Source organism: Streptomyces sp. ISL-36, from assembly GCF_018614205.1.
GTDB lineage: Bacteria > Actinomycetota > Actinomycetes > Streptomycetales > Streptomycetaceae > Streptomyces.
Window position 1 is genome coordinate 1 of the sequence record NZ_JAGGOS010000033.1, and the last position, 16750, is coordinate 16750.

General features: G+C 70.7%; 17 protein-coding genes. 8 read left to right on the forward strand and 9 right to left on the reverse strand.

All coding sequences use genetic code 11. The features are described 5' to 3' along the window. Positions 1 to 136 precede the first annotated feature (136 nt). The 7 genes from J7E93_RS08450 to J7E93_RS08480 form a co-directional block, all read right to left on the reverse strand. The gene (locus J7E93_RS08450; protein ID WP_215067022.1) at positions 137 to 1441 is read right to left on the reverse strand and encodes an MFS transporter; all 1305 of its coding nucleotides are present in this window, start codon (positions 1439 to 1441) and stop codon (positions 137 to 139) included. Continuing rightward, a complete protein-coding gene (locus J7E93_RS08455; RefSeq protein WP_215067024.1) occupies positions 1438 to 2562 on the reverse strand; it encodes a PLP-dependent cysteine synthase family protein in 1125 nt (374 codons plus the stop codon). Before J7E93_RS08455 ends, J7E93_RS08450 begins: the two co-directional genes overlap by 4 nt. 1236 nt (positions 2563 to 3798) lie before the next feature. After that, positions 3799 to 4143 carry a hypothetical protein gene (locus tag J7E93_RS08460; RefSeq protein WP_215067026.1) on the reverse strand — a complete coding sequence of 115 codons (345 nt, stop codon included), beginning with the start codon at positions 4141 to 4143 and terminating at the stop codon, positions 3799 to 3801. Further along, positions 4140 to 4415, reverse strand: coding sequence for a hypothetical protein (locus J7E93_RS08465; RefSeq protein WP_215067028.1), 276 nt, complete (start codon positions 4413 to 4415; stop codon positions 4140 to 4142). Before J7E93_RS08465 ends, J7E93_RS08460 begins: the two co-directional genes overlap by 4 nt. A 423-nt stretch (positions 4416 to 4838) precedes the next feature. Continuing rightward, on the reverse strand, positions 4839 to 5306 hold the full coding sequence (locus tag J7E93_RS08470; protein ID WP_215067030.1) for a hypothetical protein: 468 nt from the start codon (positions 5304 to 5306) through the stop codon (positions 4839 to 4841). Positions 5307 to 5498: 192 nt separating this feature from the next. Next, positions 5499 to 6860, reverse strand: coding sequence for an alpha/beta fold hydrolase (locus J7E93_RS08475; RefSeq protein ID WP_215067032.1), 1362 nt, complete (start codon positions 6858 to 6860; stop codon positions 5499 to 5501). 403 nt (positions 6861 to 7263) lie between these two features. Further along, complete coding sequence (locus J7E93_RS08480) at positions 7264 to 8187, reverse strand: aldo/keto reductase (protein ID WP_215067034.1); 924 nt, start codon at positions 8185 to 8187, stop codon at positions 7264 to 7266. Between the two features lie 112 nt (positions 8188 to 8299). Here J7E93_RS08480 and J7E93_RS08485 point away from each other — a divergent pair, with 112 nt between their 5' ends. Further along, positions 8300 to 9256, forward strand: a complete 957-nt coding sequence (locus tag J7E93_RS08485) for a DUF5937 family protein (RefSeq protein ID WP_215067098.1) — start codon at positions 8300 to 8302, stop codon at positions 9254 to 9256. A 119-nt stretch (positions 9257 to 9375) separates the two neighbouring features. On the opposite strand, the gene J7E93_RS08490 is transcribed toward J7E93_RS08485, so the two are convergent. Beyond that, complete coding sequence (locus J7E93_RS08490; RefSeq protein WP_215067036.1) at positions 9376 to 9885, reverse strand: DinB family protein; 510 nt, start codon at positions 9883 to 9885, stop codon at positions 9376 to 9378. Positions 9886 to 10191: 306 nt separating this feature from the next. Between J7E93_RS08490 and J7E93_RS08495 the strand changes: the two genes are divergently transcribed. From J7E93_RS08495 to J7E93_RS08515, 5 genes are all read left to right on the forward strand, one after another. After that, positions 10192 to 10893 (forward strand): type 1 glutamine amidotransferase domain-containing protein, encoded by a 702-nt coding sequence (locus J7E93_RS08495; RefSeq protein ID WP_215067038.1) that lies wholly within the window; start codon positions 10192 to 10194, stop codon positions 10891 to 10893. Positions 10894 to 11019: 126 nt separating this feature from the next. Next, positions 11020 to 11232, forward strand: a complete 213-nt coding sequence (locus J7E93_RS08500; RefSeq protein ID WP_215067040.1) for a VOC family protein — start codon at positions 11020 to 11022, stop codon at positions 11230 to 11232. 62 nt (positions 11233 to 11294) lie between these two features. Continuing rightward, a complete protein-coding gene (locus J7E93_RS08505; RefSeq protein ID WP_215067041.1) occupies positions 11295 to 12290 on the forward strand; it encodes a YncE family protein in 996 nt (331 codons plus the stop codon). 151 nt (positions 12291 to 12441) lie between these two features. Then, positions 12442 to 13347 carry a LysR family transcriptional regulator gene (locus tag J7E93_RS08510; protein ID WP_215067043.1) on the forward strand — a complete coding sequence of 302 codons (906 nt, stop codon included), beginning with the start codon at positions 12442 to 12444 and terminating at the stop codon, positions 13345 to 13347. Positions 13348 to 13418: 71 nt separating this feature from the next. After that, on the forward strand, positions 13419 to 13640 hold the full coding sequence (locus J7E93_RS08515; protein WP_215067045.1) for a hypothetical protein: 222 nt from the start codon (positions 13419 to 13421) through the stop codon (positions 13638 to 13640). 39 nt (positions 13641 to 13679) lie between these two features. On the opposite strand, the gene J7E93_RS08520 is transcribed toward J7E93_RS08515, so the two are convergent. Beyond that, positions 13680 to 14681 carry a glutathione S-transferase family protein gene (locus J7E93_RS08520; protein WP_215067100.1) on the reverse strand — a complete coding sequence of 334 codons (1002 nt, stop codon included), beginning with the start codon at positions 14679 to 14681 and terminating at the stop codon, positions 13680 to 13682. A 244-nt stretch (positions 14682 to 14925) separates the two neighbouring features. Between J7E93_RS08520 and J7E93_RS08525 the strand changes: the two genes are divergently transcribed. Both J7E93_RS08525 and J7E93_RS08530 read left to right on the forward strand, forming a co-directional pair. Beyond that, positions 14926 to 15570 (forward strand): RNA polymerase sigma factor, encoded by a 645-nt coding sequence (locus J7E93_RS08525; RefSeq protein ID WP_215067047.1) that lies wholly within the window; start codon positions 14926 to 14928, stop codon positions 15568 to 15570. Next, positions 15567 to 16649, forward strand: coding sequence for a CU044_5270 family protein (locus tag J7E93_RS08530; protein ID WP_215067049.1), 1083 nt, complete (start codon positions 15567 to 15569; stop codon positions 16647 to 16649). Before J7E93_RS08525 ends, J7E93_RS08530 begins: the two co-directional genes overlap by 4 nt. The last annotated feature ends 101 nt before the right edge of the window (positions 16650 to 16750 follow it).

Here is a 16750-nt window from a genome sequence, read left to right on the forward strand (position 1 = left end):
TGTCATGAACAACAAGGGGGGGAAGTCATGCCGGACCCGAAGGCCGGTGGCCCCGTTGCGGAGCCACGAAAAAGGTAACGGGGGGGGGAGGGGCGGGCACTGTGTGGTGCCCGCCCCTCGGTGCGGAGGCCGGTCGTCAGGCTGTCGCGGGTGTGGGGCGTGCTTCCTGCGCGGGTTCGGCGAGGCGGCCCGTACGGTGCAGGCCGTGGAGCGCCGCGGCGCAGGCGAGGCCGAGCGCGAGCAGCGCGAGCCAGGGGATGGCCGGGACGCCCGCCGTGCGGGCGGCGTCCAGGGCTGCGCCGGTGAGCAGGTTCCCCACGGTGATGCCGATGCCGCAGATGGTGTTGTACAGCCCGTAGTGGGTGGCGACGAGGTGGTTGCCGGACAGGCGGACGATGGTGTCCATCTCGAACGGGTAGGCGATCATCGTGCCGACGGCGAGCAGGAGTGCGGCGAGGATCGGCGGGAGCGCCGCGAGGGCCCAGAGTCCGGGGCCGCCGTCGGGTACCGGAATCGCCGACGCGGCGAGCAGTGGTACGAAGGCGGCGCCCATGGTGAGCAGGCCCCAGGCCAGGGCCCGGCCCGGCTCCATCCTGGCCTTGCACCAGGCCGTGATCTTCGTCTGGTAGAGGATCGTGCTCAGCCCGGAGACGGCGAAGAGGACGGCCACCGCGCCGGTGCCGAAGGTTCCGTCGCCGCCGAGGCGGCGGACTTCGAGCGGCAGCGCCAGGTACACCTGGAACGTGAGGACGTACGAGCCGATCATGGCGGCGGAGAACAGCAGGAACGGCCGGTTCCGCAGGATCCCGCGCCACTGGGCGAGAACACCCTCCCGGTGCTCCGCCTTCTTGTCGTCGGCGTCGGTGCCCCGTCGCTGCGGCAGGCTGCGGATCTGCACGATGCTGAGCAGCGCGAAGACGCCGGCAGACACGAGGCAGGTGACGCGGAAGTCGACGCCGGTCAGCACCATGCCGACCAGCGGGCCCAGCAGGATGCCGGCCTGGTAGAAGACGTTGAACAGGGCGAAGGCTTCCACCCGCCGTTCCCCGGAGTCCGCGGCGAGGTAGGCGCGGACGGCGGGGTTGAACAGAGCCCCGGCGAGCCCCGTCGCTGCCGACGCGGCCAGCAGTGCGGGCAGGGAGTCCACGAGCCCGAGGGTCGCGAAGCCGACAGTGCGCAGCACGCAGCCGGCGACGATGAGCGGCTTGTAACCGAATCGGTCGGCGAGGGTGCCGCCGACCAGGAACATGCCCTGCTGGCTGAAGTTGCGTACGCCGAGGACGAGTCCGACCACCCAGCCGGCGAGCCCGAGCGTCCCGGACAGGTGCGCGGCCAGGTAGGGCATGAGCATGTAGAAGCCGAGGTTGATGGTGAACTGATTCGCCATCAACAGCTGGACGCTCCGGGGGTAGGAACGGACCTGTGCGAGGGTGCTCTTCACCGCTGGTCGTCCTCCGGCTCGTCTTCCGGCTGCTCGGACTGGGCGCCGAGCGCGAGGGGGTCGACGACGGTGCTGCACCGGGTCCAGCGGGTGACCTCCTTCTCGTCCACGGCGCCGATGACCTCGGGCTCAAGCGGGGGCGGTCCGTCGAGCAGGCCGTGGGCGGCGCAGTAGTCGTCGTCATACACCGTGCCGAGGTAGCGTTGCGGGCCGTCCGGGAAGACGGCGGCGATCCGGGCGTCCGCCGGGAGCGTACGGGCGAGCCAGCCGGCGACCAGGGCGACGGCGCCCACGCTCCACCCGCCGGTGGCGTAGTGGGAGGAGGCAAGCTGTCGGCAGGTCCGGACGGCTTCGCCGGGGGCTACCCAGTGCACCTCGCTGAAGTTCTCGTACGCCACGTTGCGCGGGTAGATGCTGGAGCCGAGTCCGCGCATCAGCCGCGGCCTGGCCGGCTGGCCGAAGATGGTGGAGCCGATGGTGTCGACGCCCACGACCTTCAGGTCCGGATAGAGCTGGCGCAGGACCCGGGAGACGCCGGCGGAGTGGCCGCCGGTGCCGACGCTGCACACGAGAACGTCGATGTGGCCGAGTGCTGAGGCGAGTTCGAGGGCGAGCGGGGTGTACGCGGTGGTGTTGTCGGGGTTGTTGTACTGGTCCGGGCACCAGGAGTCGGGGTGCTGGGCCATCAGTTGCTTCACGCGCTCGCGGCGGGCCTCCTGCCAGCCGCCTGTCGGGTGCGGTTCGGAGACCACGTTGACCTGGGCGCCGTACGCGGTCAGGAGGCGGGTCATCGACATCTCAAGGCCCGGGTCGGTGACCAGGGTGACGGGGTGCCCGTGGACCATGCCGGCCAGCGCGAGGCCGAGGCCGAGGGTGCCGCTCGTGGACTCGATGATCCTCGCGCCGGGCTTGAGCTCGCCGCGGGCGCGGGCGCGTTCGACCATGTGCAGGCCGGGCCGGTCCTTGATGCCGCCGGGGTTGAAGCCTTCCAGCTTGGCCCAGAAGCCGCGCCCGTAGGAGGCGAAGGGTTCGGTCACGCGGAGGAGGGGCGTGTTGCCGACCAGCTCGGAAAGGGCGGTGCGGGCGGCGACGGTCGTGTCGGTGGGAAGGGTGGTCATCATCGGCTCTCATTCGTAGATGGCGGTGTGGTGCGCGCATCTCGCCTGCCGTCGTGTCCGGGGAGCCCGGCGACGACGGCTCGGCGGCGGCCGGCTGGTGCCGGTCGCACGAGGGAGCTCTAGATCCGCCAGCAGCAGATGCCGGTGAGGGTGGCGCGGCCGCTCCGTATGTCTGCCGGACCGATGGGAGGCGCGGGGCCGGCCGTTGGGTGCGCGGCCTCGGAGTCGTCGAGGGACGTCAGGGCCACGGCAGCGGGCATCGTTCGCGAGGCTGCAACTTCCGCCCTGGGACTCGGCGCGGATGGAACGCACGACTCGGCCGAATGACGTTCCTCGGAGCCGTGGGCGTACGTGAGGTCGATCTCTGCGTGCTGGGACGCCGAGGACGTCCGGCCGTGGGTGTGGCCTTCTGCCCGGGAATGGTCGACGCAGACGACCGCGACGACGGTGAAGAGAAAGAGGAGACAGGCGAGGACGGAGCGCAGTGCGGGCGCTCCGGTGACACCAGGAATTGCGTGTTTCCGAATCGGCACATTTCCTCCACGCGGAGTCTTCATTCCCGACGGGCCGACTCGACACTCGGGACTGAAGGTGACGGGTGATGAATTCCGGCCATGACGAATTCTGGCGACTTTTCCGGTGCGGCGCGCGGCGCCGTCGGGCTGTCGATCGTCAGTGGGCGTGGAGGTCTACACCCGAAGGATGTGTGCCGCTCTTGTCGGCGTGTGCGCCGCTCTGCTTCTCGGGGCGCTGTCGGCGGTGGCCGCAGGCTGCGCTGGTGCAAGCCGAGCGGGCGCCACATGCCGGTCCGAGCAGGCGCTCTGTCGAACGGCTTCGTGCTCGGCCTGGGCCGGGGCGCACTGCTCCAAGGGGAGTATGCGGCTGTCCGGATGGGGCGCCGTGGGAGAGGCGGTTGCCGTCACCTTTGCGACGTTCACGGCAGCGGCCGAGTGATCCTCCGGAGGCGCTCCGTGGATGGAGAGGAGACTGACCGTGAGGAGAATCGACCAAAGCGCGCACAGCGGACCCGAGGGAATTCGGGTCCGCAGAACACCGATAGGTGAGGGCGCCGTGATCATGCCGTAATCCTAGCGTGCGTCATCCGCCTTTTGGCAACTCACTCCTCAGAGGTCTCTGCCACATCGCACATTTGGTGCGGGTGTGGATATACGAATGAGTGAGCGTTGAGCGAAAATTGGTGTGGACCTTTCCCGGCCTCCTGGGCGAGAGTCATTTTCCTCAGGTGCTGGAGACGGTCAGGCGCTTGTCGAACGTCTTTCCGCCGTCCTTCGACTCGTACACGCCGTCCTGGGTGGCGACGAGCAGGTGCTGCGGCGTGACGGCCGTGAGGGCCTGCGGCCGCCCTCCTGGCACGGTGGAGACGCTCTTCCAGGACTTTCCGCTGTCGGTGCTCCGGTTGAGCGTTCCGCCCGGATCCACGCCGTACAGCCCGTCGTCTCCCGCCCAGGAGGTGAACGCGAGGACGGGTGCCGCATCGGTGCCGAACGTCCTGCCTCCGTCGGTGCTTCTGGCGATGCCCTCCTGGGTCGTCGCGAGGACGACGTCCGGGGCGGCGGGGTTCACCGCGATGTCCAGTGCGTCGAGGGTCGCACGGTTCTCCCAGGAGACACCGTCCTTGCCACGCGGAGCAGGCCGTTCGTGCTGTCGTACCCGAAGATCTGGCCGTTCGCGTACTCGAGCGCGTGTAAGTCCACCTCGCCGGCGAGGGACTTGGTCTTCCAGGTCTTGCCGGTGTCGGTGCTCTCGGTCAGGCCGCGGTTGCCGGGCTCGTCGCTGCCCGGCTCGGGGTAACCGCTGGCCAGGAAGGTGCGTTCGCGGGCGACGGTGAAGCCCATGAAGTCGGCCTTGCTCGGCCGACGAGTTGGGGAGCGCCGCTGTCATCGGGCGTGTAGACGCCGTCGTGCGTCGCGACGTAGAGCCGGCCGTCGGCCGGGTCGACGCCGAGTCCGTGGATGTGACTCAGGGACCCGCCGGTCGCCTTGTCGCCCCGATGCGTCGACGCCGGCTCGGTCCTCGTGGTGCATCTGCTGGGCTTCGCGGGAGTGAACCAGGGCGTCGGCCTCGTCGACGACGAGGATCTGTACGGCGCGAGCACCTTGGGGGCGTCTTGGCGACGACCGGAAGCCCGTCGAACGACTTGGGCGAGCGGGAAGACAAGAGTCTGATCCGAGTCGCCTGGAAACTGCCAACGGCGCGTACGTGTACGCGCCGTTGCAGCTATCGCCGTGACCTTGGCGGCCGAGACTACGGGTACGCGTTCACTCTCCGTCTTCCGGTGCCGCCCCGTGCAGCGCAGCACGGACGAGAGGGACGTCCACGGCAGGGATGGCGAGTTCCCAGTGGCGATCGGCGGCTTGTAGGGACAGCAGACGGAACTGTCCCTTGCTGATCCCTTGGCTGCCCCGGCCGGCGACCGGGCCCACCCCATGGACGTGAAACGGAGCAACCAGGGCGACGCCTTCACGGGATCGGCCGAGGACTCGGAACGGCAGCCACACCACCGGCGACGCCGCGGCAGGATCCAGAATCAACGATCCCTGTCGGAAGCGATGGCCGTCACGGGCGAACGCGGTGACTTCCCGCGCCTCTCCCGCGTTCAACGCTACGAGGTCCGCCTCGGCGCGATGCCGAGCATCTCCGGTGAACTGCCCGACGAGACGACTCGGATGCCGCAGCAGATCCGAGAACGTCTGCGTCCCCGCGGCCCGTCGCAATTTTCGCCCCACCTTTGCCCCCTTGCATCGCGGTCGTACCCAGATTAGCGACGGGGTGGGCGGGATCATTCCTCAGCCACGTGCGCGTTCAGCGGGTGGGGGAGCCGACGGGCCGGACGGCTGGGTTCGGGCCCCCCGGGGCACCGCCCCCCGGCCCCGAGGCACCGGCCCCCCCGAGGCACGTTCTCAGCGTCGGGGGGCGCGCTACGTGCCGGCCGGATTCGCCACGCCGTTTGCATCGACCACGAAGTGGCCGTTCACCGCGCCGTCGAAGGTCCCGGCCTTGATCCATTCGATCACCGCCGCCTGGTACGTGGCGTGCGGGCCGGCCCAGGGACGGCCGGGGCGGCCGCCGTACGGCGTTCCCGATTCCGGGGTGCACCGTGGGCCGGTGCAGCCGCCGAGGTGGAGCAGGTGGCTGCCGCACTCCACCTGCACCAGCACCTTGTTGCGCACGGTGAGGCTGTTGTAGAGGACGGTCGAGCCGCTCGGCGCGGCGACGGTGTCGTCGAGACCGTGGATGACCAGCGCCGGCGTGGACTGCTGCGCCGCGACGGTGGCGTTCCAGCCGTACAGGTTGAGTGTGGGCGCGCGGCTGACGCCGGCCGGGTGCGCCGGGTCACTGCCGCCCCACGTGCTCCCCAGGGGGTCTTCCTCCATCATCTGCTGCCACAGCTGCTCCTGCGTGCCGGGGATGCGATGGCCGGTGCAGACCGCGTCACGTCCGGGCGGCAGCGTCGGCCCGGACAGGATGTTCTCTTCCTGTGTAAGTCGGGTCGGGAAGGTCGGGAAGCCTCCCGGCGGGGTCACCTCCTCGGTCGGAGTCCCGAAGGGCGACGACTGGAACACGGCGCGGTCGACCTTCTTGATGACGTCTGCGCTCCCGGGGATGACCGGGTTGGCCGCGTACAACGTCCGGCCCACGTACGCGGCGCCGAAGGACCAGCCGATCAGGGTGACCTTGCCGCCCCTCGGCTTGGCGCGCGCGATGGCGTCGTCGATGACCTGGCCGATGTCGCGTACGAAGACGTCGGCACGGGCGAAACGGGTGAAGGTCGAGTGCGCGCGCCGCTGCCCGTCGAGCGGGTTGTTCAGGAGCAGCATCCCCTGCTGATCGAGCGGGGCGGGCGGGGTACCGGGGCGGTCGCACCCTTCGGGGTGGGGGCAGCTGCCGTCCGCCGAATAGGGCCGAAGGCTCGCGTTGCCGGGATCGTCGAGACCGTCCGCGAATCGCGTCGAGAGGCCATAGCCCAGAAGGCTGGGCGCGAAGGTGTCGATTCCGGCTTGGGCGAGCGCCCGCTGTGTGCTGAGCGTCCCGCCGTCGGGGTCGCTGTGGCGCAGGTCGAACGACGGAGTGCCGGAGACGCCGCTGCCGTGGACCAGCACGGCAGCGCGGTTCGGCACCCTCGGGCACTTGCCGTGCGCGTACACCGGTTGGACGCGGTGGACCTGGATCTTCGCCGGGCGGCCGTCGAACTTCGGGTCGGGCATCAGCCCCGGCGGCACGGTGAAGGACAGCCAGTGGTCCGTCGCACTGACGCCGGTCGGCTCCCGGTCGCAGCGCACGGCCGAGGGTACGGCGCCGGCGGCGGCCGCGAAGCCGGAGCCGAAAGTGCTCGCGATCAGGCCGGCGGACAGGAGGAGGAGCCACGGCTTGCGAGCCCGGGACCTCGGGCGCGAGCCGGTGCGGTGTGCTCCGGCCGGCCACGGGCCCCGGCTGAGTCGGGACCGCTCGGTCCGTGCCGTACGTGCCCGCTGTGCGGCAGACCCGCTGGTTGAGCCCACAACTAAGCTGGTCGGCCGGTCATCGCCACGGATCACCACGGCTGCTGTGCACGTGAAAGTGCGCCCGGTCCGGCTCTCTGTGTCGGCGCGTCGTCCGGCCCGCAGGGCAGGCCGTCACCACTGTCCGGCGCGCCGACGCTGTATCAAATGACGCCGAAGGCCAGCGCTTTCGGTTCGGCGGCGCTCAACTGCTCGCTCGGGTTGCGCTGTTGTGGAGGGAGTCGAGGAGGGCCAGCTCGTCCGTGGAGAGGCGCAGGGCACCGGCGGCCACGTTGGCGGCCAGGTGGTCGGGGTTGCCGGTGCCCGGGATGGCCAGTACGTGGGGGCCCTGGTGCAGCGTCCATGCCAGCCGGATCTGGGCCGCGCTGGCCCCGTGCGCCCGTGCCAGGGCCCGTACCTCGGCGCTGTCGGCGACGCCGCTCGCACCCGCCTCGCGCCCGGTGCCGGCGATCGCGTAGAACGGCACGAAGGCGATGCCCTGTTCACCGCAGGTGCGCAGGAACGCGTCGTGCTCGGGCCGTACGCCGATGCCGTACATGTTCTGGACGCAGACCACGGGCGCGATGGCCCGGGCCTCGGCCAGGTGGTGAGGCTGGATGTTTGAGAGGCCGAGGTGGCGGATGAGGCCGGCCTGGCGGAGTTCGGCGAGCGCGCCGAAGCGGTCCGCGATCGAGTCGGTCCCGACGATGCGCAGGTTCACCACGTCGAGGTGTTCCCGGCCGAGCTGGCGCAGGTTCTCCTCCACCTGGCCGCGTAGCTGCTCGGCGGTGGCGTGAGGCAGCCAGGCCCCTGACGGGTCCCGGCCGGGCCCCACCTTGGTGGTGATCACAAGATCGTCCGGGTAGGGGGCCAGCGCCCGGTTGATCAGCTCGTTGGCGGAGCGCAATGGGGAGAAGTAGAACGCGGCGGTGTCGATGTGATTCACCCCCAACTCCCGCGCACGGCGCAGCACACCGATCGCCTCGCCGCGGTCGCGGGGGACGGCGTCGGGGGTGAGCGCCTCGCCGCTCTGCGGCAGGCGCATCGCGCCGAAGCCCATCCGGTTGACCGTGCGGTCGCCGAGCGTCCAAGTGCCGGACGCCGCTGCTGTGATCGTCTGTGAGGTCATGTCGGGATGATCTCCGCCCGGTAGGCTGCGGGGCCATTGGTTAAGAAATACGTGAATCCTCGGGGTGGGTGTGCTGGCGGAGCTGGCGTTTTCGGTGAGCGACTTGGCGCGGATGCGGTTCGTGGTCTCGCCGATGTGGGAGGTCGGGCCCAGCATGCGCCTGATGCGGGTCGGCTCCGTCCACCCGGCGCACCGGAAGTGGGCCTCGCAGGTACGGCCACGGCTGGCAGCCGCGGGCCTCGACCGCGGCATGCTCGCCGAACTGGTCCCGTCGTCGGGGTACGTGCCCGACTTCCTCAACCCGGCGCCCATCGGGCCGGCCCCCACTCTGGAGGAGGAGCTCGCCAGGATCCGGGCCACTCCCGCCGGCCGTGTCCGCCGGGAACTCGACCGCATGGCGCACGAGCAGAGGGGTCTCGGCCCCCTGCTGCGCAGCCTGTACGCCGATCCGCGAGGCGAGTTGGTCCGGGTCGCGGAAGAGATCGAGACCTACTGGGAGCTGGCCTTGGCGCCCTACTGGCCACGGGTCCGGGAGGTGCTCGACTCCGACATCTTCCACCGACTCCGGCAACTGGCGGAGCACGGGGCGGCCCGTCTCTTCAACGAGCTGCACCCGTCGGTGAGCTGGGACGACCATGCCCTGCGGCTCGCCGGGCGCCCGGGCCCGCTGTCCCGGCGGACGGCCGGCACAGGACTGCTGCTGATCCCGTCGGCGTTCACGGGGCCCGGTCTGTTCACCCGCGCGTCGCCGCCGGACCCGCCGCAACTGGCTTACCCGGCCCGGGGTACCGGCTCACTGTGGGAAGCCCGGCCCCTCCCGCGGACCGATGCCCTCACCGGCGTGCTGGGCCGCTCGCGAACCAGGCTGCTGACCGAGCTGGACTCCCCGGCCTCCACGATCGAACTCGCCCGCCGCACCGGGCTCTCGGCGGCCGGCGTGTCCCAGTGCCTCACCGCGCTGCGTGACGCGGGCCTGGTCAGCGCCCACCGAGTCGGCCGCCGCGTGCTCTACGCCCGTACGTCCGTCGCCGAGGACCTCTGCGCCGCCTCCGCTCCCGAACGCCCGTGAGACGGCGAGGGGGCGCCCGATTCCTTGCCGCCGGGGGAAGCGCTGTGGGGCGGTTGCCCAGCGCCGACCGCCCCCGCGCCCTTCGGGGCTCCTCGCTCGCCCTGCGCCGGACGGATCGCTCAGGCTCCCACGACTCCGTCGACACCCTCACGGAGGAAGTCCGCGTGACCGTTGTGGCGGGCGTACTCCAGGAGCACGTGTATCAGCACCATGCGGAGCGACACCTCCTCGCCCCACCGCGGCTGGTAACCGGCAAGGTCGAGTGACTTGGCCGCCCTCTCGATGCGGCGCGAGTTCTCGACCTCGGCCTCCCAGGCGGCGAATGCCTCGGCCCCGGTCGACTCGCTCGCGTCGTACGCGGCCTGGAAGTCGATCCTGTCGCACCAGACCATCGGCGCTTCGTTGTCATCGAACACCCGGCGGAACCAGGCGCGTTCCACCTCGGCCATGTGCCGCACCAGGCCCAGCAGCGAAAGAGTCGACGGCGCCATCGACTGCTGCCGCAACTCCTCGTCGGTGAGCCCGTCGCATTTCATCGCGAGCGTGGCACGGTGGTAGTCGAGGAAGGCGCGCAGCGTCTCGCGTTCACTGCCGAAGTGGGGCGGACCGATACGGCTGTCCTTGGTCATCGTGGTGCTCCTCGTCGATCGACGGTCCCAGAAGGTCGCCCACGCTAACCGCGATCGTGATCGACGGACCACCTCCGCCGCGCAAGTCCGGAGCACTCACCGACACAGACCGGCCGCCAGCCGGAGCCGACAGCCCAGCCCACCATGATCCCTCGGTTCCCGGTCATAAGAAATCTTATGAAGCTCATGGTGCCCAGGGATGATTCGTGATGGATTCTGGGGTTGCTCCCACAGCCGCCCGAGAACCGGCGGCACGCGACAGTCGACCATTGCGTTCCACTCCACCGACAAGGCCAGGTACACCCCATGCCGAAGATCGTCATGATCATCTCCGCTGCCACCAGCCTGCAGCTGGCCGACGGCTCCACCCACCCCACCGGCTACTGGGCCGAAGAGGTCGCCGCCTCGCACCAGGTCCTGAAGGCGGCCGGTGCGGAAGTGGACATCGCCACCCCGGCAGGCGTCCGCCCCACCGTCGACGCCCTCAGCCTCAGCGAGCAGGGCGGCGTCTCCGAGGCGGACGCCGCGGAGTTCCGGGCCTACCTCGCCGGCATCGAGGAGCAGCTCGCGACGCCGCTCGCCCTGTCCGAAGTCGCTGCCGGCGACTACGACGCGATCTACATCCCCGGCGGCCACGCCCCGATGGCCGACCTCGCCGGCGACGCCGACCTCGGCCGCCTGCTGAACGAGGCCGATGAGCGGGGCACGACCGTGGCAGCCCTCTGCCACGGCGTCGCGGGCATGCTCAGCGCCACCAAGGAGAACGGCGACTTCACCTTCGCGGGCCGGGCTCTGACATCCTTCACCGACGAGGAGGAGCGGCAGGGCGGCCTCGGCGAGAACACACCCTTCTTCGTCGAGACCCGACTGCGGGAGAAGGGCGCGGTCGCGCGGACCGGCGCGGCCTGGAGCAACACCGTCGTCGTGGACGGCAACCTGATCACCGGCCAGAACCCGCAGTCCAGCACGAGCACGGCCGAGGCCGTCCTGAAGGCGCTCACCAACTGACGTGAACCTCGGCACGAACGTCGGCACGAAGAAGGAAAGGGGAACATCTGTGACCGGCCCGGTCCTCAACCAAGGTCTCGACCACATCGCCCTCCGCGTCTACGACATGGTCGGGTCGCCGCCCTCGTGCACTTCGCCATCCGTACCGACGACGTCGCCGCGCTCTTCGACCGGGCCGTCGGCGCCGGTGCCCGCCCCATGGGAGGGCCGATGAAGATCATGACCGACGGCGAGGATCCGATGTCCTTCCAGGCCGCTTTCGTCCACGGCCCGAACGACGAGGTCATCGAGGTCATCGAGTTCATCGACCGCGAGACGAGCGAAGGAAGCACCCGGTGAACGGCGGCGAGCGAGGGGAGCACCCGGTGAACGGCGGCGAGCGAGAGCGACCGATTCTGGCCGTGGTCACTTCGACCGGGGAAGCCCTCCGCTTCTTCGACGGCTTGACCTACGACCCTCTCGGCGACCTCCCGGTCACGGCCCAGCCGCACGAGATCGCCGTCGATCAGGACGCCGGACTGCTGTACGTCTCGCACACGTACCGCTCGGGGGTCTACACCGCCCCCGGCGTGAAGGCCCACGAGATCTCCGTCGTCGATCCCTACCGGCGGGAAGTCGTGGACGTCCTCTCGCTCGCCCCCGAGGAAGCGCCCCACGGCCTTGCCCTCGACCCCGCTCGCGGCCTGCTGTACGCGACCGTCGAGGCCGGCCCCGCGGGAGGCGGTGCCGTCGTGGTCGTGGACACCACCACACGCGAGCAGCTGGACCGGATCGAGGTCGGTGCCCGCGGCCCGCACTGGTTCGCGATCACCCCGGACGGCCGAAAGGGATACGCCACCAACAAGGCCGACCCCTTCATCTCCGTCCTCGATCTCACCGAGCGCGCCCTTGCCGGGCGGATCCCCGCCCCGTACGGGACCGAGGAGGTCGCCGTGTCCCCCGACGGCCGCCACGCCTACGCGTCCGGCATGGCCCTGCACCACGACGACAAGGGCGCCGGCCGGCCCGCACCCACGCTGATCGTCATCGACACCGCCACGGACCGCGTCATCGGCCATGAACCCCTGGACGCCCCAGGATGCCCGGTACACGTGGCCGCGGACGGCCGCGTCCTGGTCGGCCTCGTACGTAGCGACGCGGAGGGGCGATCGAGGGACGGACAGCTGGCCGTCCTCTCCGCCGGCCGTCGTACGCCGCTCCTCACCGCTCCCGCCGGACAGGTGCCGATCACCATCCGCACCACCCCGGACGGCGACCGTGCCTTCGTCGCCAACCTCCGCTCGGGCACCCTGCACGTCGTCGACCTCGCCACTGGCACGGTGAGCACCGTCCTGGACATCGACCCAGGCGACCCCGACACCACCCAGGGCGCGCACGGCATCGCCTACCTCTCCTGACATGGAGCGCACGCCCGTTGCCGACACGGGCGTTCTCCACGCGACGGCTCCTTACACTGTGCCGCTGTGCCGCTGTGCGCTGTGCGCTGTGCGCTGTGCCCACGTCCCGCGCACCCGGCGCCGCCTGGGCGATCGATGGAAGGAAGGCCACGTGCCGAGCCTCGACCTGCTGGCCACGTTCCTGGAGATCTACCGCGCGGGCTCCCTCTCCGCGGCCGCCCAGCGCCTGGGCGTGACCCAGCCCGCCGTCACCGGGCAACTCGCCCGGCTGGAGGAGCAGATCGGGGAGCAACTGTTCGTTCGCTCACGTCAGGGCGTCGCCCCCACCACCCACGCCGCCGCCCTCGCGGCACGGGTCAGCCTGCATCTGGACGGACTCCGCGATGTCCTCGGCTCGACGGGGGCGGAACCGGCGCTGCGGGGTACGGTGCGGATCGGCGGCGCGGCCGAGGCCATGACCGTTCGGGTACTGCCCGCGCTCGCCCCGCTGACCGGCCGCGGCCTGTCACTCCATGTGGCGCTCGGCCTGGCCCAGGATCTGCTCGCGGAGCTGGCCGAAGGCAGGCTCGACCTGGTCGTCTCCGCCGTCCGCCCCACCCAGCGAGCGCTCCTCGCCGTACCGCTCGTGGACGAGGAGTTCCTCCTGGTCGGGCCGCCGTCCGCCGCCCACACCGTGGACGCCGAGCGGCTCCGCACCGCCCCGGCGGACGCACTCGCCGCACTGCCGCTCGTCGCCTACGCCGAGGAGCTGCCCATCGTGCGCCGGTACTGGCGCAGCGAGTTCGGCCACCGTCCCGCCAACCCCGTCGCCCTCCTCGTCCCCGACCTCCGCGCGGTCCTCGTGGCCGTCGAGGCGGGCGCGGGCATCTCCGTTCTGCCGCGCTATCTCGTCGAACCGGCCCTGGCCGCGGGCCGCGTCGTCCAGCTCCACCACCCCGAGGTCCCGCCACTGAACACCCTCTACCTCGCCACCCGCCGCGGCACACCGATCAACCCGGCCCTCACCGTCGTACGCGACCAGCTCATCGAGGCAGCGGCCGAATGGGGCGGACTGTGAAGTGACGACGGCCCCGGCCGATCACCCGTGACGCCTGGTGGGGAGGGGGCCCCACCAGGCGCGCCGATGCTGTGTCACGGGGTGAGGGAGGTGAGCAGGAGCTGCACGAAGCAGGTGATCCGAACCACGAGGACACGGCAGGGAAGCTTCTGGTCATTCTCGACGGCGCCCAGGTACTCGCCGCCGCTCTGGCGACCGACACCCCGGGTGATCGCGTGATCCAACTGGCTGAGCAGGTCCTCGACGCGAGGCTCGCCGTCACCTTCCTGACGTGGCCGGCCGTCATCTCCTGACGTGGCCAGGTCGCGCGCGCGACGTGATGCGCCGCGGGTTCACGCCGACTGCGGGGTGTGGCCGTCCGGCACGGCCTCCTCGCGGGCCACCGGTTCGGGCGGTGTGCCGTCGCCGAACGGGCGGCCGCCCAGCGCCGCGCGGTCATGGGGTGCGAGCCAGCCCGACAGGTCCGGGCCGTCCGGCACGATCCCGGTGGGGTTGATGTCCCGGTGGACCAGGTAGTAGTGCCGTTTGATGTGGTCGAAGTCGACGGTGTCACCGAAGCCGGGCGTCTGGAAGAGATCGCGTGCGTACGCCCAGAGGACCGGCATCTCGGACAGCTTCCGCCGGTTGCATTTGAAATGACCGTGGTAGACGGCGTCGAAGCGCACCAGCGTGGTGAACAGCCGCACGTCAGCCTCGGTGAGGGTGTCGCCGACCAGGTACCGGGATCCTTCGAGCCGCTGCGAGAGCCAGTCCAGGCGGGCGAAGAGGCGCTCGAACGCCGCGGTGTACGACTCCTGGGAACCGGCGAACCCGGCGCGGTAGACACCGTTGTTCACGTCCTGGTAGACCACCTCGTTCACCGCGTCGATCTCCGACCGCAGCGCGGGCGGGTAGAGCGCCGGAGCTCCGACGCGGTGATGCGGCAGCCACTCCAGCGACAGGTCGATCGTGATCTGCGCGAAGTCGTTGGTCACCACCTTGCCGGTCGGCACGTCGACGATCGCCGGCACCGTGATGCCCCGGTCGTACGCCGGATCGCGGGCGAGGTACGCCTCCTGGAGCCGCTCGATCCCGAGGACGGGGTCGCGGCCACCGGGGTCGAGGTCGAACGTCCAGCTGCGCTCGTCGTGCGTCGGACCGGCGACGGCCATCGGCAGCGCCTTCTCCAGTCCGAGAAGACGCCGCACGATGACCGCCCGGCCGGCCCACGGACAGGCCCGGCTGACCACCAGCCGGTAGCGGCCGGGCTCCACGGGGAAGCCGTCGCGGCCGTCGGCGGTGATCCGGGTGGTGATGTAGCGGCTGTCGCGGGAGTACTCCCCGCCGGGGTTCACGTAGCTCACGTTCTTGCCCTACCCGGAATCGGCCCGGGCGATCGCGGCGCACCCCTGGACGAACAGGGTCGGGAACCTGGCATCGTGCAGCGGGACAGCGGGACAGCGGGACAGCGGGACAGCGGGACAGCGGGACAGCGGGACAGCGGGACAGCGGGGCCACAGCGAGGGGGGGCGGGACGGTGGGGCGGCGGGGTGACGTGGGTCACGGGAACCCGCGGCGTCCGCCGGACAGTCGATGGATGTGACCACTGACATGCGCGCGCGCATCCGGGCCGGAGACCCAGCGGCTTTCGCCGAACTCTTCGACTCCTGTGCCAAGAGCGTCTACAACCATGCCTTCCGACTCACGGGTGACTGGTCGGTCGCCGAGGACGTGATGGCGGCGACCTTCATGGAGGCCTGGCGCCTGCGGCTCAAGGTCGAGCCCGAGGGCGGGTCGCTCCGCCCGTGGCTGCTCGGCGTCGCCACGAACGTCGCCCGTAACCATTGCCGTGGGAACCGCCGCTACCGCACCGCGGTCGCCGCCTACGTCGCGACCGGCGCGGCACACAGGGACGTGCCGGACTGTGCCGACGAGGTCGCAGGCCGGCTGGACGACCGGCGCCGCATCCAGGCCACGCTCCAAGCACTGGGCGCGCTCCGCAGGACGGAGAGGGAGATCCTCGTTCTCTGCCTGTACGAGGGACTGGAGTACGCCGAGGCCGCGAAAGCGCTGCGGATCCCGGTCGGCACCGTCCGATCCCGCCTCTCGCGCGCCCGAACCAAGCTGCGTCGACTCGCCGACGCGGAATTGGAGCGGCCGCGACGGGAACCCGCCGCGCGCCCACGACAGACAACAGGTGATCGCGCGAACGCGGTCCGGCCCGCACAGGAGGGAACCCGATGAACGTCCACCGCAGTGAGCACCGTCCGGTCGGCAGCCGGCAGAGCGAAGACCTGCCGACGTTCGAGGAGCGTGACCTTCCCGCCGGCCGTCACCAGTTCCACAAGGAGCGCCTGATGAGCCAGATCCACCACGACCGCCTTGCCGACGCCGCGGCACGGAGTCCGCGCAACCCGTTCTTCCGGAAGGCGGTCCTCGTGCCGGCCGCGGCCGCTCTCGTCGGCGCGCTGGCCATCGGTGTCCTCGCCCTCACGCCCGGCGACGCCGTCGACGCGGGGAGCGACCGCGCGACCGGACCCGTCCTCACCACCGAGATCGGCGCCGCGGACCCCCAGGGCGCCCCGCGGCTGCTGGACCGTATCTCGCTCGCCGCCGCGGGGACCCAGGCTCCGCGTCCGAGCACCGGTCAGTACATCTACATCGAGACCAAGAGCGCGAACACCTACGTCAGGACGGTCGGCGACAAGGCCTCGCTGGTCAGCGAGCCCCTCCACACCCGCCGTTCCTGGAGGTCGCCCGACGGTCTCAAGGGCTGGCTGATCGAACCGGGCACCACAGGCCCCGAGGGCATCACTCTCGAAGGCACCGACGAGAAGGGCAACGTACCGACGCCGCACCTCGGCGCCCCCTCGCACAACTACCTCGCCGCCCTGCCGACCGACCCGGACGCCCTGCTGCGCAAGATCTACAAGGAGACCGAGGGTCAGGGGAACGGGCCGGACCAGCAGGCGTTCACGACCATCGGCGACCTGCTGATCGAGAGCTGGCCCTCTCCTCGGCTCAGCGCGGCGCTCTACAAGGCCGCCGCGAAGATTCCCGGAGTGGTCATGGTGAACGACGCGACCGATGCCGCGGGCCGCCGAGGTGTCGCGGTCGCCCGGCTCGACGAGACCAGCGGTCAGCGCACGGAGTGGATCTTCGACAGCAAGACCCTCACCTTCCTGGGCGAGCGGACGGTTCAGGTGAGGGAAGCCGCCGACAACGGTGTGCTCATCAAGCCCGGGACCGTCGTCTTCACGCACGCGATCATCAACCGCGCCTTCGTCGACGACATCAAGCAGCTCCCGGTGCGGAACGGCTGACGCGCGGCCCGTCATCCGTATGGGCATCCAGCACTGACCCGCCGGGCGGGACGGCCTCGTTCGTGGAGGAGGCCGTCCCGCTTCCGAGCACCCGATCCGCC